The 20,531-nt window shown below is 60.2% G+C and carries 15 protein-coding genes; 7 read left to right on the forward strand and 8 right to left on the reverse strand.

Going from position 1 to position 20,531, the window contains the following annotated elements; genetic code table 11:
• The first annotated feature begins 160 nt into the window (after positions 1-160).
• The 6 genes from CKW16_RS27800 (at position 161) to CKW16_RS27825 (ending at position 7,743) form a co-directional block, all read left to right on the forward strand.
• Positions 161-2,284: a TonB-dependent siderophore receptor gene (locus CKW16_RS27800; RefSeq protein ID WP_095132415.1), complete on the forward strand. Its 2,124-nt coding sequence runs from the start codon at positions 161-163 to the stop codon at positions 2,282-2,284.
• Between the two features lies 1 nt (position 2,285).
• Complete coding sequence (locus tag CKW16_RS27805; RefSeq protein ID WP_095132417.1) at positions 2,286-3,218, forward strand: ABC transporter substrate-binding protein; 933 nt, start codon at positions 2,286-2,288, stop codon at positions 3,216-3,218.
• Positions 3,215-5,116, forward strand: a complete 1,902-nt coding sequence (locus CKW16_RS27810; protein WP_095132418.1) for an ATP-binding protein — start codon at positions 3,215-3,217, stop codon at positions 5,114-5,116. The genes CKW16_RS27805 and CKW16_RS27810 overlap by 4 nt, the downstream gene beginning before the upstream one ends.
• A gap of 247 nt (positions 5,117-5,363) precedes the next feature.
• Entirely contained in the window at positions 5,364-5,879 is a 516-nt protein-coding gene (fabA, locus tag CKW16_RS27815; protein ID WP_008148022.1) for a 3-hydroxyacyl-[acyl-carrier-protein] dehydratase FabA, read from the forward strand.
• Between the two features lie 11 nt (positions 5,880-5,890).
• Positions 5,891-7,111, forward strand: coding sequence for a beta-ketoacyl-ACP synthase I (gene fabB / locus CKW16_RS27820; protein ID WP_056743264.1), 1,221 nt, complete (start codon positions 5,891-5,893; stop codon positions 7,109-7,111).
• Positions 7,112-7,554: 443 nt separating this feature from the next.
• Entirely contained in the window at positions 7,555-7,743 is a 189-nt protein-coding gene (locus CKW16_RS27825; RefSeq protein WP_095132420.1) for a hypothetical protein, read from the forward strand.
• Positions 7,744-7,813: 70 nt separating this feature from the next.
• Here CKW16_RS27825 and CKW16_RS27830 read toward each other — a convergent pair whose 3' ends face one another.
• The 8 genes from CKW16_RS27830 to CKW16_RS27865 all read right to left on the reverse strand — a co-directional run bounded on the left by CKW16_RS27830 (position 7,814) and on the right by CKW16_RS27865 (position 17,425).
• On the reverse strand, positions 7,814-8,356 hold the full coding sequence (locus CKW16_RS27830; protein WP_008148015.1) for a DUF2058 domain-containing protein: 543 nt from the start codon (positions 8,354-8,356) through the stop codon (positions 7,814-7,816).
• Between the two features lie 28 nt (positions 8,357-8,384).
• Positions 8,385-9,218 carry a nucleoside triphosphate pyrophosphohydrolase gene (gene mazG, locus CKW16_RS27835; protein WP_095132422.1) on the reverse strand — a complete coding sequence of 278 codons (834 nt, stop codon included), beginning with the start codon at positions 9,216-9,218 and terminating at the stop codon, positions 8,385-8,387.
• A 132-nt stretch (positions 9,219-9,350) separates the two neighbouring features.
• Complete coding sequence (gene relA / locus CKW16_RS27840; protein WP_095132424.1) at positions 9,351-11,594, reverse strand: GTP diphosphokinase; 2,244 nt, start codon at positions 11,592-11,594, stop codon at positions 9,351-9,353.
• A 123-nt stretch (positions 11,595-11,717) separates the two neighbouring features.
• Positions 11,718-13,070 (reverse strand): 23S rRNA (uracil(1939)-C(5))-methyltransferase RlmD, encoded by a 1,353-nt coding sequence (gene rlmD, locus CKW16_RS27845; protein WP_095132426.1) that lies wholly within the window; start codon positions 13,068-13,070, stop codon positions 11,718-11,720.
• A complete protein-coding gene (gene cysM / locus CKW16_RS27850; RefSeq protein ID WP_008148007.1) occupies positions 13,070-13,972 on the reverse strand; it encodes a cysteine synthase CysM in 903 nt (300 codons plus the stop codon). Before cysM ends, rlmD begins: the two co-directional genes overlap by 1 nt.
• 108 nt (positions 13,973-14,080) lie before the next feature.
• A complete protein-coding gene (locus tag CKW16_RS27855; RefSeq protein ID WP_095132428.1) occupies positions 14,081-15,103 on the reverse strand; it encodes a YhcG family protein in 1,023 nt (340 codons plus the stop codon).
• Between the two features lie 182 nt (positions 15,104-15,285).
• Positions 15,286-16,716, reverse strand: coding sequence for a sensor histidine kinase (locus CKW16_RS27860; RefSeq protein WP_095132430.1), 1,431 nt, complete (start codon positions 16,714-16,716; stop codon positions 15,286-15,288).
• Positions 16,703-17,425, reverse strand: coding sequence for a response regulator transcription factor (locus CKW16_RS27865; protein ID WP_095132432.1), 723 nt, complete (start codon positions 17,423-17,425; stop codon positions 16,703-16,705). The genes CKW16_RS27860 and CKW16_RS27865 overlap by 14 nt, the downstream gene beginning before the upstream one ends.
• A 214-nt stretch (positions 17,426-17,639) precedes the next feature.
• Between CKW16_RS27865 and CKW16_RS27870 the strand changes: the two genes are divergently transcribed.
• On the forward strand, positions 17,640-20,393 hold the full coding sequence (locus CKW16_RS27870) for a response regulator (RefSeq protein WP_095132434.1): 2,754 nt from the start codon (positions 17,640-17,642) through the stop codon (positions 20,391-20,393).
• The last annotated feature ends 138 nt before the right edge of the window (positions 20,394-20,531 follow it).

Here is a 20,531-nt window from a genome sequence, read left to right on the forward strand (position 1 = left end):
CATTATACGGAGCGGCCCAGTGGCGGCCAGCCCCCGCATCAATTACCGGTACTTGTAGGAAGAAGACCAAGAAAACCGAGGAAAATGCCCACAACGTGACTGGAAAAGTCATTGCGCTCGGTTAACATGCGCGCCAATTGTTCGCTATCAAGGATGTGTTGTGTCGTTTGGCTCCCCTTCACCTCGCTCGCCGCTGGTACTGGCGCTGATTTTCAGCTCGCCATTGCTTGCCGACGACTTGTTCCTCGACAGCGAGCCGCTGCCGCAAGTATTGACCGCTACGCGACTCAAGCAGTCGCCGGCCGCGGTACCGGGGAGCATGACGGTGATCGACAGCGAACTGATCAACGCCAGTGGCGCCAGGGACATCAGTGAGTTGCTGCGACTGGTGCCGGGAATGATGGTCGGCAACATCAACGGCAACCAGGCGGCAGTGAACTATCACGGCACCAATGCGACCGAAGCGCGACGCATGCAAGTCTTGATCGACGGCCGTTCGGTGTACCGCGCAGGCTTGGCCACGGTGGACTGGAGTGACATTCCGGTGGCTCTGGAAGACATCGAACGCATCGAGGTTTTTCGCGGCCCGAACACCGTCAGCTATGGCGCCAATGCGCTGATGGCGGTGGTCAACATCATCACGCGCAACCCGGCCGACAGCCATGGCACGCGGATGAAAGTCACCCGTGGGCAGCGCGGCATCGACGACTTTTACGCCAGCCAGGGCGTGGGCTGGGACAGCGGCGACCTGCGCCTGTCACTGTCCGGCCAGCAAGACGACGGCTTCGACTCGGACCGTAACGGCGCCGATTACCGCGACAGCCGCCGCTTGAACCGCTTCAACCTCGCGGTCAGCCAGACGCTCACTGAAAACCAGAGCATCGACTGGCAATTGAATGCCAAGGACGGGAGCAATCAGCGGCCGTATACCTACCGCCCGGTCTTCTCGGGGATTACCGATGCCGGGAACAATTCCGACGTCATCGCCAAGGACTACGCCGGCTCGCTGCGCTGGAACCTCGACATCAATCCCGATCACAGCCTTTACATCCAAGGCTCGGCACAACACTGGGATCGTCAGCAAACCTGGCGTGCCTGCGATGCCGAGGTCTCGTTCAGCCCGCAGCTGACCGAGCTCTGGCAGCTCAACCCGAATTACACCGAACGCCTGGCGCGCAACATGGAGCGCTACACCGGCCCCGGCGCGCCCGCAGGTGACCCGGCCCAGCGCGCACTGGCCAATCAAGTGCTGGACCAATGGCGAAACGGCGCCCGGCAAACCCTCTGTGGCGATATTGACCAGAGCACCCGGGAATCGCGCTACGACCTTGAATTGCAGGACACCCTCAGCCTGTCCGACAGCCTGCGGCTGGTCAGCGGCATGAACTATCGTTACGACCGGGCAGATTCCGAGACCTACTTCAATGGCACCCTCGACGACACCACCTGGCGGGCGTTCGGCCAACTCGAGTGGCGCGCCACCGAGCATTGGTTGCTGCAGGGCGGCGCGATGTTTGAAGACACGCAATTGATCGGCAGTTCGCTCACCCCGCGGGTGGCGGTCAACTACCTGATCAACCCGCGCCATGGCCTGCGGGCGGTGTATTCGGAAGCCATCCGCTCGCCGGACATGTTCGAGAACAACGTCAACTGGAGCTATCAGGTAAAGAACCTGCGGCCCAGCGCCTATGGCCAGTCCAGTGCCCGGTATTTCGTCAAGACCCGTGGCCCCGGCGACCTCGAACAGGAACACATGCGCTCCCGGGAGCTGGGCTACAACGGCTACTTTGCCGAAGTCGGGCTGGCAGTCGATGTGAAGCTGTTCTACGACGAAATCACCGGGATGATCAGCGAACCGCTGCGCAACAATCAGTACATCGCCAGCAACTCAAACAGCGCGCGCCTCGAAGGGGCAGAAACCCAGCTCGACTGGCGAATCAGCAGCGCCGATCGCCTGCGCCTGACGTATGCCTACGTCGATGCCGAGGCGAGCAACCCGTTGGATGCACAACAAACTGCCCGAAACAGCGGTTCCGCCGGTTGGCTGCGCAACTGGGGCCATGGCTGGAACAGCGCGCTCTTCTACTATGGTGACGATGCCCTGAACGGCTACCGCTTCGAACGGGTCGACACGCGCATCGCCAAACGCATCGGCCTGGGCAAGGCCAGCCTGGAACTGGCCGGCGTGCTCCAGCAACGCCTCGACAGCCAGCCCACGACCTTCGTCGACAACAACTACGACGAGCGCCGGGTGCTTTACTTCAGCGCAGAGCTGGCGTTCTAAGATGCTGTATCGCCCGTCACGCAAGACGCCAATCCTTGGCCGCCTGCTGGCCGGGTTGTGCCTGGTGTTTGCCGGGCTGCTGAGCAGCCTGGAAGCCAGCGCCGCGGACATTTTGCTGACCGGCGCCGAGGACAGCCCGGGCATGCAATCCTTCACTCAGGCCCTGAGCGCGTTGCGGCCTGCCGATAACGTGCACTTCCAGTCGCTGGCCAGTCTGCCGGCGCCAGGCAAACTGCCCGCCAGCACCCGTTTGATTCTGCTCGACCTGCCGAGCCTCGACTGGCGCCTGCAAGACACCCAGGGCCCGGCGACGCTAGTGCTGCGCATCAGCCGCCTGCAAGCCCGTCAGCATCTGGGGGCCACCCTGCCCTCGCGCCTCAGCCTGCTCTGGAGCGATCCGCCCCTGGACCGACAATTGCGCCTGACCCGACTGCTGCTGCCTCAGGCCAAACGGGTCGGCGTGCTCTTCGATAGTCACAGCGAATTTCTCTTGAAAGAACTGCATCAGGCCGCCCACGCCCTAGGACTTGAAGTTGTCACCGAGCGCTGGGATAACACGAACGACAGCCGGCCGTTGCAATCTTTGCTGAAAAACAGCGACGTGTTGCTGGGCCTCGACGACCCCGATCTGTACAACCCGAAAACCGCGAAAAACCTGTTGCTCAGCAGCTATGCACGGCAATTGGCGCTGATCGGCCCTAACGCCGGGTTCGTCAGGGCCGGGAGCCTGGCCAGCACCTACAGCGATCAGAGCGATTGGCTGGCGATACTCGACGAACTGCTCGACCGGCCACCGGCCACTTGGCCACGCACGCACTACCCGCAACGCTTCAAAGTCTTAAGCAACCCGCAAGTGGCTCGTTCATTAGGGATTGAACAGATGAATGAAGCGTCTGTCGCAACACAGTTGGCCGAAGGAGAAAACCGCCCATGACCTTCCGTCGCCGTTGGGACATCAACACCCGCACACAGATCATCAGCCTCGGCCCAGCCCTGTTGCTGACGTTGCTGTTGATCAGTTTCTTCACCTTCGTGCGGATCCAGGACTTGCGTCAGGAGCTCAACCACACCGGGCAGCTGATCGCCAACCAACTGGCGCCGGCCACCGAATACGGGGTGATCTCGGGCAACAACGAGGTGCTCGACAGTTTGCTCAAAGCCACCCTGGCCACGCCCAATGTGCGCTTTCTGGAAGTCCAGGACAGTGCCAACCGGATTCTGGTGTACGTCGAGCAACCGTCGGAAACCCACAACCGCTCGCGCCAGGTCGAAGTGTTCCAGGCCCCGGTGCGGCTGCAACGCATCCAGCTGCACAATGATTTCCTGCAGGGCAGCCGCGTCGCCAACACGGCGCCCACCGAGGATTATCTGGGTCGGGTGATCGTCGGCCTGTCCAATGACGCCTTCAGCCAGCGTCAGCAGGAAATCCTGCTCAAGGCCGGGATCCTGGCGCTGTTCGCCCTGCTGTTTACTTTTCTGGTCGCCCGGCGACTGGCCGGCAGCCTGTCGCAACCGATCCGCGACATCGGCAACGCGGTCAAGGCGATTCAGGACGGCGACTACAAAACGCCGCTGCCGATCGTCGACGACACCGAACTGGGTGCGCTGTCGCAACACATCAACAACCTCGCCAACGGGCTGGAACAAGCCAGTCGCGAACAGCATCAAGCGATGGCGCAGTTGATTCAGACTCGCGAGGAAGCGGAAAAGGCCAACAACGCCAAATCCGATTTCCTTGCGATGATGAGCCACGAACTGCGCACGCCGATGAATGGCGTGCTGGGCATGCTGCAACTGCTGGAAACCACCGAGATGACCGAGGAGCAGGTCGAATACGCGGCGCTCGCCTCGGAGTCCACCGAACACCTGCTCAAAGTCATCAACGACATTCTCGATTTCTCGCGCATCGAGCGTTCGGAACTGGAACTGGAGCACATTCCGTTCAACCTCGCGGACCTGATCGGCAGTTGCGCCCAGTCGTTCTCGCACAGCGCCGTGCAACGCGGGCTCGACCTGGCGCTGTCGATTCCGGACGACATGCGCGCGTTGCAGGTTCAGGGCGACCCGACGCGGATCCGGCAGATCCTGGTCAACCTGATCGGCAATGCGCTGAAATTCACCGAACAGGGCCGCGTCAGCATCGAACCGCAATGGCAGTCGCTGGATCACGAACTGCTGTGGTTCACCTGCACCGTGCGCGACAGCGGGATTGGTATCTCGGCTGAAAGCCTGGAATTGATGTTCAACGCCTTCCAGCAGGCCGACAGCTCTATTTCGAGGCGATACGGTGGCACCGGGCTGGGCCTGCCGATTGCTCGCACGCTGGCTGAACGCATGGGCGGCACGTTGCGCGCCCAGAGCGAGGAAGGTCGCGGCTCGGTGTTCACCCTGGAAATCCCGCTGGCGCTCTATAAACAGACGCTGCCGGTGCGGGCGCCGCGCACACCGACCGGCAGCGGTGATGGCGAAGGGCGCAACGTGTTGCTGGTGGAAGACAATCCGGTCAATCAGACGGTCATCGAAGCAATGTTGCGCAGTCTGGGCTTTACTGTCAGCGTCGTCACCGATGGCGCCCAGGCAGTACGCAGCGCCGAGAGTCTGATTTTCGAAGCGATTCTGATGGACTGCCGGCTACCGATCATCGACGGCTACGAGGCCACCCGACAGATTCGCCAATTACCCGGCTGCACAGACTTGCCGATCATCGCGCTGACCGCCAACGCCTTGCAGGGTGACCGCGAAGCCTGTTTATCGGCGGGAATGAACGATTACCTGGCCAAGCCCTTCAAACGCACAGATTTGCAGCAAATTCTGCAACGCTGGGTGCAGTAGTGCAGGCCTTTCGGCTATCTGCGACTGGCGTGAAAGGCGAAAGTGCGGCAGTCTTAGGCACCCGAACAGGCCCGAAAAGGGGCTTGAATAATAATTTCAGTGCACAAGTGTACATTCATGTCCTTGGTGCTGTGACTTTCACCACAACGCAATAGTCTATGAGTAGGCTGCTGACTCGAGGCATGAACGCTTCGATCGGCCGGGAAGATTTGCCCCACCTGCCGCATGGGACTATTGAGGAGCTCGCATGACCCAACAAAACGCCTTTACTCGGGAAGACCTGCTGCGCTGCAGTCGCGGTGAGCTGTTCGGCCCAGGTAACGCACAACTGCCCGCCCCGAACATGTTGATGGTGGATCGCATCACCCATATCAGCGCCGAGGGTGGCAAGTACGGCAAGGGTGAATTGGTCGCCGAGCTGGATATCACTCCGGACCTGTGGTTCTTCGCCTGCCACTTCGAAGGTGATCCGGTGATGCCAGGCTGCCTGGGCCTCGACGCCATGTGGCAACTGGTCGGCTTCTTCCTCGGCTGGCAAGGTCTGCCGGGCCGCGGTCGTGCCCTGGGTTCGGGCGAAGTGAAATTCTTTGGTCAGGTTCTGCCGACTGCCAAGAAAGTAACCTATAACATTCAGATCAAGCGCGTACTGAAAGGCAAGCTGAACCTGGCCATCGCCGATGGTTCGGTCAGCGTCGACGGCCGCGAGATCTACACCGCCGAAGGCCTTCGGGTCGGCGTTTTCACCTCCACTGACAACTTCTAAGGGTTATCCGCATGCGCCGCGTCGTTATCACTGGTCTGGGCATCGTTTCGTGCCTGGGCAATGACAAAGAGACCGTCTCCGCTAACCTGCGTGCAAGCCGCCCTGGCATCCGGTTCAACCCGGAATATGCCGAAATGGGTCTGCGTAGCCAGGTTTCCGGCTCCATTGACCTTCCCCTCGAAGAGATGATCGATCGCAAGATCTTTCGCTTCGTCGGCCACGCGGCGGCTTACGCCTACCTGGCCATGAAAGATGCCATCGCCGACTCCGGTCTGACCGATGAGCAAGTCTCCAACCCGCGCACCGGCCTGATCGCCGGTTCCGGTGGCGCCTCCACGCTGAACCAGATGGAAGCGCTGGACATCCTGCGCGAGAAAGGCGTCAAGCGCGTCGGCCCATACCGCGTCACGCGGACCATGAGCAGCACCGTTTCCGCTTGCCTGGCCACACCGTTCAAGATCAAGGGCCTGAACTACTCCATCGCTTCTGCCTGCGCCACCAGTGCTCACTGCATCGGTACCGCCATGGAACAGATCCAGATGGGCAAGCAGGACATTGTGTTCGCCGGCGGCGGTGAAGAAGAGCATTGGAGCCAATCGTTCCTGTTCGACGCCATGGGCGCACTGTCCAGCCAGTACAACGAAACCCCGGAAAAAGCTTCCCGTGCCTACGACGCCAAGCGTGACGGTTTCGTCATCGCCGGCGGTGGCGGCATGGTCGTGGTCGAAGAGCTGGAACACGCTCTGGCCCGCGGCGCGAAGATCTACGCGGAAATCGTTGGCTACGGCGCGACCTCCGACGGCTACGACATGGTCGCCCCAAGCGGCGAAGGCGCCATCCGCTGCATGCAGATGGCCATGTCCACCGTTGACGCTCCGATCGACTACCTGAACACCCACGGCACCTCGACTCCGGTCGGCGACGTCATGGAAATGAAAGGTGTGCGTGAACTGTTCGGTGACAAGGCTCCGGCCATCAGTTCCACCAAGAGCCTGTCGGGTCACTCCCTGGGCGCCGCCGGCGTTCACGAAGCGATCTACTGCATGCTGATGATGGAAGGCAACTTCATGGCGGGTTCCGCCAACATCGACGAACTGGACCCGGAAGTGGCTGACATGCCGATCCTGACCAAGACTCGTGAAAACGCCACCATCAACACCGTGATGAGCAACAGCTTCGGCTTCGGTGGCACCAATGCCACGCTGGTACTGAAGCGCTGGGCCGGTAAGTAATACCCCCGCCTACGCCGCACATAAAAACGCCCCGACTTGTTCGGGGCGTTTTTTTGTGCCTTGGGAAAATGAATTCACCACAGCTCCCTGTAGCAGCTGGCGAAGCCTGCGTTCGGCGACGCAGTCGTCGTAATTTCAGTGTATGCGGTCTGCCTGAATCATCGAGGTAGCTGATTTCACGACGACTGCGTCGCCGAACGCAGGCTTCGCCAGCTGCTACAAGTCGTGCGTAACCTGCAGTTTTGTTCTTCGCTAACATGAAGCTTTTGTCATGAAACTCAGGCGCCTGCGACCGAATGTCGCGTGTTTAGCGGGCTGCAGGACTTTTACCAAACTCGCAAAAGTCCGTTACCAAACTCAGTCGTTTACTTAGCAGGCTAACCAAACATATAACGGAGTCCTGCACACGCCTTGCTGCAGATAACAGAGATTGGAGCTAGCAGATGACTGTAAAAGTAACTGAACGCGACGATTCACATAAGTCCCACGAAGGCGTAGCCGCCGGTATCCGGATCTGGGACGTGCACCAACAAGACATGCTGGTGGGGATGTTCCACTCCGAAACCGATGCCCACAGCTACAAGGCCGAACTGGAAAAACTGGAGCAGCAACGAGAGCTCCAATCCGCATAAGCAATGACAGCATTGAAAACGACAAACCCCGCCATGAGCGGGGTTTGTCGTTGTTGCAGTCTTTAACGGCTTACCACATCAGATCGTCCGGGATCTGATAGGCGGCGTACGGATCGTCCTCGGCAGCGACTTCTTCGGTCTTCACGTTCATCTGCACGATACGCTGTGGATCGCGCTCCTGGATCTTCAGGGCCGCTTCACGCGGAATGACTTCGTAGCCGCCGGCGTGGTGCACGATGGCCAGCGAACCGCTGCTGAGCTTGTTGCGCATCAGCGTGTTGACGCAGATGCGCTTGACCTTCTTGTCGTCGACGAAGTTGTAGTAGTCCTCGGTCGTGAGCTTCGGCAGACGCGAGACTTCGATCAACTGTTTGACCTGAGCAGCGCGAGCCTTGGCCTCGGCCTTCTCCTGTTGCTGACGGTTCAGCTCCTGATCGCGCTTGACCTTCTCGGCCATGGCTTCCTGAGCCGCCCGCTGCTGCGAGTCATCAAGTTCGATCTGACCTTTGTGGGCCAGACGCTGCTGTTTCTGCTTCTCTTTGCCGACCTGTTTGGCCTGCTTCTGGTTGACCAGCCCTGCTTTGAGCAACTGGTCGCGAAGGGAAATGCTCATGGTGCTTATTACTCACTTAGGCAACTGCTCAACCGCAGCTGGGCAAATTCTTTTCCTGACGTTTGGCTTCGCCCCACAAGGCGTCCAACTCTTCGAGGGTGCAATCTTCTATGGGACGGTGGGTGTCGCGCAATGCCTGTTCGATAAAACGGAAGCGTCTTTCAAACTTGCTGTTGGCGCCACGCAGTGCAGTTTCGGGATCGACCTTGAGATGACGCGCCAGATTGACCACGGAAAACAACAGATCACCGACTTCATCGGCAATCGCTGCCGAGTCATTGTCGGCCATGGCTTCGAGCACTTCATCGAGCTCTTCGCGCACTTTGTCGAGCACCGGCAAGGCGTCAGGCCAGTCGAACCCGACCTGCCCTGCGCGCTTCTGCAACTTCGCCGAACGGGATAATGCCGGCAGAGCTGCGGGCACGTCGTCGAGCAACGACAACTGCGTTGGCGTGGATGATTTCTCGGCGCGCTCTTCAGCCTTGATCTCTTCCCAGCGCTGCTTGACCTGCTCTTCATTCAGACGCGGAACATCCAGCGGCGCATACAGATCACCGGTAGGAAACACGTGAGGATGACGGCGAATCAGCTTGCGAGTGATGCTGTCGATGACACCGGCGAATTCGAAGCGCCCTTCTTCCCGTGCCAGCTGGCTGTAATAAACCACCTGGAACAGCAAATCCCCCAACTCACCCTGCAAGTGATCGAAGTCACCGCGCTCGATGGCGTCGGCGACTTCGTAGGCTTCCTCAAGGGTGTGCGGGACGATGGTTTCGTAGGTTTGCTTGATGTCCCACGGGCAGCCGTACTGCGGGTCGCGCAGACGGCTCATCAGGTGCAGCAAGTCTTCAAGTGAATACATCGATCAGTCTCTAAATCCGGTACGCAGTGTGCTTGGCAAACCTCAATCCTGTAGGAGCCGAGCTTGCTCGCGATGGCGGTGTGTCAGGTAAATCGCTATCGCGAGCAAGCTCAGCTCCTACAGGGATCGGTTTCATGGGGTCCGGTTACGACGGGTTTCGATGATGTTCGGCAACTGGGAAATCCGCCCCAGCAACCGCCCCAGTGCATCCAGTCCCGGAATCTCGATGGTCAGGGACATCAACGCGGTGTTGTCCTCTTTGTTCGAGCGGGTGTTGACCGCCAGCACGTTGATCCGCTCGTTGAGCAGCACTTGCGAAACGTCACGCAGCAGACCGGAGCGGTCGTAGGCGCGGATGATGATGTCCACCGGATAGGTGAGCACCGGCACCGGGCCCCAGCTGACCTGGATGATCCGCTCGGGCTCGCGCCCGCCCAGTTGCAGCACCGAGGCGCAGTCCTGACGGTGAATACTCACGCCGCGGCCCACGGTGATGTAACCGACGATCGCATCCCCCGGCAGCGGCTGGCAGCAACCGGCCATCTGGGTCATCAGGTTGCCGACGCCCTGGATCTGGATGTCGCCGCGCTTGCCCGGTTTGTAACCGGTGGCCTTGCGTGGAATCAGTTCCAGCTGTTCGTTGCCGCGCTCCGGTTCGACCAGTTGCTGCGCCAGGTTCACCAGTTGTGCCAGACGTAAATCGCCTGCGCCCAACGCAGCGAACATGTCCTCGGCGGTTTTCATGTTGGCCTTCTCGGCCAGCTTGTCGAAATCTACCGCTGGCAGACCGAGGCGGTTGAGTTCGCGCTCCAGCAAGGTTTTACCGGCGGCGACGTTCTGATCGCGCGCCTGCAATTTGAACCAGTGAACGATCTTCGCCCGCGCCCGCGAGGTGGTGATGTAACCCAGGTTCGGGTTCAGCCAGTCGCGGCTCGGGGTGCCGTGCTTGCTGGTGATGATCTCGACCTGTTCACCGGTTTGCAGGCTGTAGTTGAGCGGCACGATGCGCCCGTTGATCTTCGCGCCACGGCAGTTGTGACCGATTTCGGTGTGCACGCGGTAGGCGAAGTCCAGCGGCGTCGCGCCCTTCGGCAAGTCGATGGCGTGACCGTCCGGGGTGAAGATGTAGACCCGGTCCGGTTCGATATCGACCCGCAGTTGTTCGGCAAGGCCGCCAATGTCGCCCAGTTCTTCGTGCCACTCGAGGACCTGACGCAGCCAGGAGATTTTCTCTTCGTAGTGATTGGAGCTGGACTTGACGTCGGTGCCTTTGTACTTCCAGTGCGCGCAAACCCCCAGTTCGGCTTCTTCGTGCATCGCGTGGGTACGGATCTGCACTTCCAGCACCTTGCCCTCGGGGCCGATTACCGCAGTGTGCAGCGAGCGGTAGCCGTTCTCTTTAGGGTTGGCGATGTAGTCGTCGAATTCTTTCGGGATGTGCCGCCACAGGGTGTGGACGATACCGAGCGCGGTGTAGCAGTCGCGCATTTCCGGCACCAGCACGCGAACCGCGCGCACGTCGTAGATCTGGCTGAACTCCAGACCCTTGCGCTGCATTTTGCGCCAGATCGAATAGATGTGTTTGGCACGGCCACTGATGTCGGCATCGACGCCGGTCGCGGTCAGCTCATTCTTCAGTTGGCTCATCACGTCAGCGATAAAGCGCTCGCGATCCAGACGCCGCTCATGCAGCAACTTGGCGATCTGCTTGTACTGATCGGGTTCAAGGTAACGGAAGGACAAGTCCTCCAGTTCCCACTTGATGTGACCGATACCGAGACGGTGAGCCAAAGGCGCGTAGATGTCGAAGACTTCACGGGCGACGCGGTTGCGTTTTTCGTCATCGGCGGTTTTCACCGCACGGATCGCGCAGGTGCGTTCGGCCAGTTTGATCAGCGCAACGCGAACGTCGTCGACCATGGCGACCAGCATCTTGCGCAGGTTCTCGACCTGGCCCTGCGTGCCCAGCACCAGGGATTGACGGGGGCTGAGGCTGGCGCTGATCGCCGCCATGCGCAACACACCGTCGATGAGTTTGGCGACCACCGGACCGAAGCGCTGGCTGACCGCCGGCAATTCAATCTGGCCTTCGCGCACGCCGCGATACAGGATCGCGGCAACCAACGAATCCTGATCGAGTTTGAGGTCGGCGAGAATCTCGGCGATCTCAAGGCCCGTGCGGAAACTCGAGGTCCCTTCGGACCACAGGTTTTTCGCCGCATTGGCTTGCTGTTCGGCCTGTCGAGCGAACTCGCAGGCTTCCTTCAAGGCTTCGCGATCCAGTGCCGGATCGACACTGACCGCGTGATCGAGCCAAGCCTCGAGATTGATACTGCCGTCGGTGTTGATCGGCTGGTGTGCTCTCACCTGTACCATCTTGCTTACCTTCCCTACGACGCAGATTCAATGCGTCAAATCGCTGACCTTCGTTGCCCGTGCGCCCACATCAGGGCCGGTACGCGGCTGCACGGGCGGGCCAGTCGGACCAGACGAGCCGTCCTAGCTCGCTTCAAATAACGCCATGGCCTCGACATGTGCCGTCTGAGGAAACATATCGAGAATCCCGGCACGTTTTAACCGGTAGCCCTGCTTGATCAATTCGACCGTATCGCGCGCCAGCGTTGCCGGATTGCACGACACATACACCAACCGCTTGGCGCCCAGGGACGCAAGCTTGCGCACTGCCTCGAAAGCACCGTCACGCGGTGGGTCCAAGAGTACCGCACAAAAGCCTTCGCGCGCCCATTCGGCATCGGCCAAAGGCTGGGATAAATCGGCCTGAAAAAACTCCGCATTATGAAGATTGTTGCTAGCAGCGTTTGCAGCTGCCCGCTCGACCATCGCCTGCACACCCTCCACCGCCACCACTTCGCGAACGACCTTGGCCAGCGGTAAGGCAAAGTTACCCAAACCACAGAATAGATCGAGAACGCGTTCATCCGCCGTCGGTTTCAGCCAGTCCAGCGCCTGGGCGATCATCGCTTCGTTGACCCCGGCGTTGACCTGGATGAAATCTCCCGGTCGGTACGCCAGGTTCAAATCCCACTGTTCAAGTCGATAACCCAACGACTGGTCAGCCTCGACCGGTTGCGGTTCTCCGTCACCGTGCAGCCACAATTGGGCTTCATGGAAGGCGCAGAAATCCTTGAGGATCGTCATGTCGGCGTCGGACAGCGGCGCCATGTGCCGCAACAACACCGCCAACGACGAGCCGCTGAACAATTCCACATGCCCCAGCGCCTGAGGTTTGCTCAAGCGTCGCAACATCTCCGGCAAGCGGGTCATGATCGGCTGCAAGGGTTGTACCAGCACCGTGCATTCGTTGATCGCAACGATGTCCTGACTGCCGGCGGCGCGGAAACCGACTTCGAGTTTTTTCGCCTTCATGTCCCAGCGCACCGCCACTCGGGCGCGACGCCGGTAACCGAATTCCGGACCGCTCAACGGCGCGGCCCATTCTTCGGGTTCGACACCGGCGACCTTCGACAACTGCTCGGCGAGCATGCGCTGTTTCAGGGCGAGTTGTTCGTTGTGCGGCAGATGTTGCACGCTGCAACCGCCACAGCGACCGGCATGCGGACACGGTGCCGGGCGGCGCAGTTCGCTGGCCTGGAACACCCGTTCGGTGCGCGCCTCGACCACTTTGCCGTGGGCGCCCAACACACGCGCTTCGACTTCTTCACCGGCCAAAGCGCCGATGACGAACCAGGTGCGACCTTCAAAAAACGCGATACCGCGACCGTCATTAGCCAGGCGCTCGATACTCAAGCGCTGCTTTTTGCCGGTCGGAATTTGCGGGGCCTTGCTGCCGCCGGTGGGCTGGAAGCGCAGGCCTCTCTCTTGCTTGGCCATCAGTTGGGCGCGTCGAAAATGCCGGTCGACAAGTAACGGTCGCCACGGTCGCAGATGATCGCGACGATCACCGCGTTTTCAACTTCTTTGGACAGACGCAGCATCGCTGCCACCGCACCGCCCGAGGACACGCCACAGAAGATGCCTTCTTCACGAGCCAGACGACGGGTCACGTCTTCGGCTTCGCTTTGCGCCATGTCGACGATCCGGTCCACGCGCTCGGCCTGGTAGATCTTCGGCAGGTATTCCTGCGGCCAGCGACGGATACCCGGAATCGCCGAGCCTTCCATCGGTTGCAGACCGATGATCTGCACGCTCTCGTTCTGCTCTTTCAAGTAGCGCGAGACGCCCATGATGGTACCGGTGGTGCCCATGGAGCTGACGAAATGGGTGATGGTGCCTTCGGTCTGACGCCAGATTTCCGGGCCGGTGGTGGTGTAGTGCGCTTCCGGGTTGTCGCCGTTGGCGAACTGATCCAGCACCTTGCCGCGGCCTTCGGCTTCCATTCGCTGAGCGAGGTCGCGGGCGCCTTCCATGCCCTCTTCCTGGGTGACCAGAATCAGCTCGGCACCATACGCCGTCATGGCGGCCTTACGTTCGGCGCTGGAGTTGTCCGGCATGATCAGGATCATCTTGTAACCCTTGATCGCGGCAGCCATCGCCAGAGCGATCCCGGTGTTACCCGAGGTCGCTTCGATCAGCGTATCGCCGACGTGGATCTGCCCCCGCAATTCAGCGCGAGTGATCATCGACAGCGCCGGACGGTCCTTGACCGAACCCGCCGGGTTATTCCCTTCGAGCTTGAGCAAAAGGGTATTGCTGGTGGCGCCAGGCAGGCGCTGCAAACGGACCAGCGGAGTGTTGCCGACGCAATCGGCGATGGTTGGGTACTGCAAGGTCATGGCGTATTCGCAATCCAGACTGCGGGGGCGCCTATCATACCGGCAAACCTTCGAAGGCCATATCACGCAAAGTACGGTGCTTATGGTTTATGGGAATAAGGAGCTGGATCAGTACTCTTCGCCTTGCGCGACATTCAATGCATAGAACTCATGCAACTTGGCCTGCAACAACTGTTTGTCCGGTAGCTGGACCTGATATTCAGCGATCAGCGCTGGCGACAGGCTGCGGTTAAGGGCGTATTCGACCACCTCGTCATCCTTGCTGGCGCAGAGCAACACACCGATGGCCGGATTTTCGTGGGGTTTGCGCTCCTTGCGATCCAGCGCTTCCAAATAGAAGTTCAGCTTGCCCAAATACTCTGGTTTAAAACGACCGACCTTAAGCTCAATGGCTACAAGACAATTAAGGCCACGGTGGAAGAACAGCAGATCCAGGGCAAAATCACACCCACCCACTTGAAGCGGATACTCGGAACCGACAAAGCAGAAATCGCGGCCGAGCTCGCTCAGGAATTCTTTGAGGCGCGCCATCAACCCTTTATGCAGATCAGTTTCGGCATGGCCACCCGGCAGGTCGAGAAACTCAAGCATGTAGGCGTCGCGGAATATCTCAAGCGCTGCCGGGTGGGCTTGTCTCAGCACTGCTGAGATTTTTGCTGGTTGGGTCACGCTTCGTTCGAACAGTGCAGTCTTGAACTGACGCTCTAGTTCGCGCTTCGACCATTTTTCCTGAACTGCCAAACGGACGTAGAACTCCCGCTCTTCCGGCCGTTTACTCTGGCTGAAAATGATCAGGTTGTGCGACCAGGACAATTGTCGCACCAGTGGTGCGACTTTCTCTTCAGCGTGATAGGTCTCATAGAACTGGCGCATGCGAAACAAGTTCGACCGGGTAAACCCGCGCAACCCTGGTTGAGTCTGAGCCAGATGCTCGGCCAATTGACTGACCACAGAATCGCCCCACTCAGCCTGTTTCAGCTTGCGACTGATGTAAGCACCCACCTGCCAATACAGCTCGATCAGCTGGGTATTCACCGCCTGCATGGCCTGCTGTTTGGCACTGTGAATCAGCGCAAGCACTTCATTGAAACGGTCGTCGGTTGTGCTGCCGGGGACGCTGGATGCATTCATGCCGAACTCCTGGAGGACGAGGAAAAACGCGAGTCTATTCCGTCAAGTCAGGCTTAAGGTGTCGGCAATACCCTTTAGGAAAGGTCGTACAAAATAACGGGAACGCTCCGGCAAAATCAAAATGGTGGTGTCAGTGACGACGCCATCGCGAGCAAGCTCGCTCCCACAGGGGATCGGGTTGTTCACACTATTTGTGGTTGGCACCGTTCCTCTGTGGGAGCGAGCTTGCTCGCGATGGCGTCGTCACTGACACCACCCTCATCAGCCACCAACCGCATATTCAGCCGCAACCCGGCCCCAGTGTTCTCAGCCCACAAACTCCCGCCCTGCCGCTGCACCGCATTCCTCGCAATGCTCAACCCCAACCCGAACCCGCCATCCCCCGGCCGCGATCCGTCGAGCCGAATAAACGGGCAGAAGATCCGTTCAAGATCCGCCTCAGCCACCCCGCCGCCCTCATCTTCCAGCCACACATGCCAGAAATCGCCATCACGCTGCCCACCAAGGCGTACAACGCCGCCCTGCGGTGAATGACGAATGGCATTGCGCAGGATGTTTTCCAGCGCTTGAGCCAACGTATTGAGATGGCCGCGCACCCAGCAGGACGAATCCACCGCGCACTGCAACTGGCTCGTCGGCCAACCACTTTCATAGCAGGCATTTTCCGTGAGCATTTCCCACAACGCCTGAACCTGGATCGATTCGTCGGGCAGCGGCGCGCGCTCGGTGTCGAGCCAGGCCAGTTGCAGGGTGTCTTCCACCAGACGTTGCATGCCATCGACCTCTCGGCCAATGCGCTCGCGCAATTGCGTCAACCCCTGCTCGCTTTCGCTGGCCACCCGCAGGCGACTCAGTGGTGTGCGCAATTCGTGGGACAGATCGCGCAACAGTTGTTGTTGCAGGGCCACCGTGCTTTGCAGGCGCTCGGACATGTGATCGAAGGCACGGCCCAGTTCACCCAGCTCATCCGGGCGGTTGGTGATGCGGCTCGACAACCGCACGTTCAACTGGTCGGCACGCCAAGCATTGGCCTGTTCGCGCAGACTGTTCAAAGGCACAACCAGCAACCGATACAGACCGACGCACAACAGAAAGGTGAACAGTCCGGGAATCACCCCGTTGGTGATCACCCGCCAGAACACCCGGTAACGGCCGGGCACGAAACGCTGGGGCAGTTCGATCACCAGACTGCCAGCGGACGGATCGTTGGGAAAAGGCACCCTCAACCACGGCAGGCCTTTGGTATGGCGACTCGTCGGCCAATCCAGACCGCGTAAAAAGGTCAGGCGCTGGGTTTCTTTTTCCGTCAGCGGGTAACTGCTCAATGACTGCAAATCGCCGCCAATCACACCGACCCATGTCGACTCGCGTTGGCCGACGCTCTGCAACCAGGCATCGACGCCTGCACTCTGGCGCTGATTCCACGCCTGCTCGGCCTCGGCGGCGTAGCGCATCAGCGTGACCCGTGCCTCGTCGGACAGGAACAGGTTTTTCTTTTCCATGTAGCGCCCCCAGGACCAACTGAGCCAGATCATCAGCAGACAGAACGCCACCAACAAACACGCCAGTTTCCAGAACAGCGAATGTCTGCCCGGCAGGTCAGTCAACTTCATCGACAGCACTCAATACGTAACCCTTGCCCCACACCGTACGCACTTCGCGCTCGAGGTAACCGACGGCCTTGAGCTTGCGACGGATCTGGCTGATGTGCATGTCGAGGCTGCGGTCATGGGGCGCATAACCGCGCTGCAATACATGTTGATAAAGGAAGGCTTTGCTCAGGACTTCATCGCCATTGCGATTCAGCGTTTCCAGCAACCGGTACTCGCTGCGGGTCAGGCCGGCAGCGTGTTCGCCATAAAAGACATCACAGCATTCATCGTCGAAACGCAGGCTGTCCGCCGAAGGGGCAGTCGGTGCCGGCGCAGGCCGGCGGTCGAGCGCGACGCGCCGCAGGATCGCTTCGATGCGCACCCGCAACTCGACCATGCTGAAGGGTTTGGGCAGGTAATCATCGGCGCCCAGCCGAAAACCACTGATGCGATCCGCCTCGGCACCGAGCGCCGACATCAGCACCACCGGGGTGGAATGGCTCTGGCGAAACTGCGTCAGTACGTTCAGCCCGTCCAGGCCCGGCAGCAGAATATCCATCAGCACCACATCGAAAGCTTGCTGGCGGGCGATGGTCAAACCTTCCAGACCGTTCTGGCACCACGTCACCTGAAAACCGCAGCGCCCCAGGTGCTCATGAACATAAGCACCGAGTACGAGGTCGTCTTCTATAGACAGGATACGAGGATGGCCAGCGGTGATGGGAGTCATGACTATCTGCAAATAATTCTCAGTTGTCGATTATTCAAGATTGCCTGGCTGCGGGCAACACAAGGTTTGCCCGTGAGGTAAAAGTGGCGATCCAGCCGACGAATGCCGACATCAATTTTACGAAGATTGCCCGCCTGCAAATCGCTACACTGCGCAGGTGGCGCGTGCTGGACGTACGTGCAGGTCATTAAATCGCTGGATGCAGGAGAGATGCGTGCTCAAGAAACTGGGAATTAAAGGCCGCGTGCTATTGCTGACCCTGTTGCCGACCAGCCTGATGGCCTTGGTTCTGGGCGGCTATTTCACCTGGATGCAGCAATCCGACCTGCAAACCCAGCTTATGCAGCGTGGCGAAATGATCGCCGAACAACTGGCGCCCCTGGTGGCCCCGGCCATGGGCCACAAGAACACCGAGCTGCTGGAACGCATTGCCACCCAATCCCTTGAACAACCGGACGTACGCGCCGTATCGTTCCTCGCGCCCGACCGCTCCCTGTTGGCCCATGCCGGCCCGACCATGCTCAATCAGGCGCCGATCGGCAACAGTTCACAGATGCTGCGCCGCAGCGGTAATGACGCGACGCGTTACTTGCTGCCGGTGTTCGGCAAGCACCGCAATCTGGCCGGTGACTTGATTCCCGACGAAGCCGACCGCCTGTTGGGCTGGGTCGAACTGGAACTGTCCCACAACGGCATGCTGCTGCGCGGTTACCGCAGCCTGTTCGCCAGCCTGCTGCTGATCGGCGCAGGCCTGGCCGGTGCGGCGTTGCTGGCGTTGCGCATGGGTCGGAGCATCAATCGGCCGCTGAGTCAGATCAAGCAAGCGGTGGCGCAACTCAAGGACGGTCATCTGGAAACCCGTCTGCCGCCCCTCGGCAGCCAGGAGCTGGACACACTGGCGTCGGGCATCAACCGCATGGCCGGCACCCTGCAGAACGCGCAGGAAGAATTGCAACACAGCATCGACCAAGCCACCGAAGATGTGCGCCAGAACCTGGAAACCATCGAGATCCAGAACATCGAACTGGATCTGGCGCGCAAGGAAGCCCTTGAAGCCAGCCGGATCAAATCCGAGTTCCTGGCCAACATGAGCCATGAAATCCGCACGCCGCTCAACGGCATTCTCGGCTTTACCCATCTGCTGCAAAAAAGCGAGCTGACCCCGCGGCAGCTCGACTATCTGGGCACCATCGAAAAGTCCGCCGACAGCCTCCTGGGGATCATCAACGAGATTCTCGACTTCTCGAAAATCGAGGCCGGCAAACTGGTGCTCGACCATATTCCATTCAACTTGCGCGACCTGCTCCAGGACACGCTGACCATCCTCGCCCCGGCCGCCCACGCCAAGCAACTGGAGCTGGTGAGCCTGGTTTATCGCGATACGCCGCTGTCGCTGGTGGGTGACCCGCTGCGGCTCAAGCAGATCCTCACCAACCTGGTCAGCAACGCGATCAAGTTCACCCGCGAAGGCACCATCGTCGCCCGGGCCATGCTCGAGGAAGAGCACGAAGACAGCGTGCAACTGCGCATCAGCATTCAGGACACCGGCATCGGGCTGTCGAACCAGGACGTGCGCGCCTTGTTCCAGGCCTTCAGCCAGGCTGACAATTCGCTATCCCGGCAACCGGGCGGCACCGGTCTGGGGTTGGTGATTTCCAAACGTCTGATCGAACAGATGGGCGGCGAGATCGGTGTCGACAGCACCCCCGGCGAAGGCTCGGAATTCTGGATCAGCCTGAGCCTGCCCAAAACCCGCGACGATGCCGAAGACCTGCCCGGTCCGCCGTTGCTCGGACGTCGGGTGGCAGTGCTGGAAAACCACGAACTGGCCCGTCAGGCATTGCAGCATCAGCTGGAAGACTGCGGCCTCGAAGTCACCCCGTTCAATACGCTGGAAAGCCTGACCAATGGCGTGACCGGCGCGCATCAAACCGATCAGGCGATCGACCTGGCGGTGCTCGGCATCACCAGCAACGACATGCCGCCGGAGCGCCTCAACCAGCACATCTGGGACCTAGAACACCTGGGCTGCAAGGTGCTGGTGTTATGCCCGACCACCGAACAGACGCTGTTCCACCTCTCGGTGCCTAATCCACACAGCCAGCTCCAGGCCAAACCGGCTTGCACCCGCAAGCTGCGGCGGGCCTTGTCCGACCTGGTCAACCCGCGTCAGCAACGCAGCGAACCCGGCGAACCGGTGTCCAGCCGTGCGCCAAAAGTACTTTGTGTCGACGACAACCCGGCCAACCTGCTGCTGGTGCAAACCCTGCTCGAAGACATGGGCGCCAAAGTCCTCGCGGTGGAAAGCGGTTACGCGGCGGTCAAGGCGGTGCAGACCGAAACCTTCGACCTGGTGCTGATGGACGTTCAGATGCCCGGCATGGACGGGCGGCAAAGCACTGAAGCGATTCGCCAGTGGGAAAGTGAACGGCATTGCACGCCGCTGCCGATCGTTGCCCTCACCGCTCACGCCATGGCCAACGAAAAGCGTGCGCTGCTGCAAAGCGGCATGGACGATTACCTGACCAAACCGATCAGCGAACGGCAACTGGCCCAAGTGGTGCTGAAGTGGACCGGCCTGGCGCTGCGCAATCATGGGCCGGAGCGCTCCAGCGACAGCCACGGTGGCGGTCATGAGTTGCAGGTGCTCGATCACGAAGAAGGTTTGCGCCTGGCCGCCGGCAAGGCTGATCTGGCGGCGGACATGCTGGCAATGCTGCTGGCGTCGCTGGAAGCCGACCGCGAGGCGATTCGCTTCGCCCGGGAAAACAACGACCAGAACGCCCTGATCGAGCGCGTCCATCGCCTGCACGGTGCGACACGCTATTGCGGCGTCCCGCAACTGCGCGCCGCCTGCCAGCGCAGCGAAACCCTGCTCAAGCAACAGGACCCCAAAGCCCCCAGCGCGCTGGAAGACCTCGACCGGGCCATCAATCGCCTGGCCGCCCATGCCCGTATAAATGTTTGATGAATACCTGTAGCAGCTGGCGAAGCCTGCGTTCGGCGACGCAGTCGTCGTAAAATCAGGCGCTGCGGTCTTTCAGGTAAACCGCGTTTGCCGGATTTACGACGGCGTCGCCGCCGGACGCAGGCTTCGCCAGCTGCT

The sequence above is a fragment of the Pseudomonas sp. Irchel s3h14 genome (assembly GCF_900187425.1).
Lineage (GTDB): Bacteria > Pseudomonadota > Gammaproteobacteria > Pseudomonadales > Pseudomonadaceae > Aquipseudomonas.

What these genes read in the sequence shown, in the direction of transcription:
- CKW16_RS27855 (WP_095132428.1), bottom strand. Translation starts at nt 15,103, where the DNA reads ATGAATGCATCCAGCGTCCCCGGCAGCACAACCGACGACCGTTTCAAT.
- CKW16_RS27805 (WP_095132417.1), top strand. Translation starts at nt 2,286, where the DNA reads ATGCTGTATCGCCCGTCACGCAAGACGCCAATCCTTGGCCGCCTGCTG.
- CKW16_RS27825 (WP_095132420.1), top strand. Translation starts at nt 7,555, where the DNA reads ATGACTGTAAAAGTAACTGAACGCGACGATTCACATAAGTCCCACGAA.
- CKW16_RS27865 (WP_095132432.1), bottom strand. Translation starts at nt 17,425, where the DNA reads ATGACTCCCATCACCGCTGGCCATCCTCGTATCCTGTCTATAGAAGAC.
- mazG (WP_095132422.1), bottom strand. Translation starts at nt 9,218, where the DNA reads ATGTATTCACTTGAAGACTTGCTGCACCTGATGAGCCGTCTGCGCGAC.
- cysM (WP_008148007.1), bottom strand. Translation starts at nt 13,972, where the DNA reads ATGACCTTGCAGTACCCAACCATCGCCGATTGCGTCGGCAACACTCCG.
- fabB (WP_056743264.1), top strand. Translation starts at nt 5,891, where the DNA reads ATGCGCCGCGTCGTTATCACTGGTCTGGGCATCGTTTCGTGCCTGGGC.
- CKW16_RS27830 (WP_008148015.1), bottom strand. Translation starts at nt 8,356, where the DNA reads ATGAGCATTTCCCTTCGCGACCAGTTGCTCAAAGCAGGGCTGGTCAAC.
- CKW16_RS27810 (WP_095132418.1), top strand. Translation starts at nt 3,215, where the DNA reads ATGACCTTCCGTCGCCGTTGGGACATCAACACCCGCACACAGATCATC.
- fabA (WP_008148022.1), top strand. Translation starts at nt 5,364, where the DNA reads ATGACCCAACAAAACGCCTTTACTCGGGAAGACCTGCTGCGCTGCAGT.
- CKW16_RS27860 (WP_095132430.1), bottom strand. Translation starts at nt 16,716, where the DNA reads ATGAAGTTGACTGACCTGCCGGGCAGACATTCGCTGTTCTGGAAACTG.
- relA (WP_095132424.1), bottom strand. Translation starts at nt 11,594, where the DNA reads ATGGTACAGGTGAGAGCACACCAGCCGATCAACACCGACGGCAGTATC.
- rlmD (WP_095132426.1), bottom strand. Translation starts at nt 13,070, where the DNA reads ATGGCCAAGCAAGAGAGAGGCCTGCGCTTCCAGCCCACCGGCGGCAGC.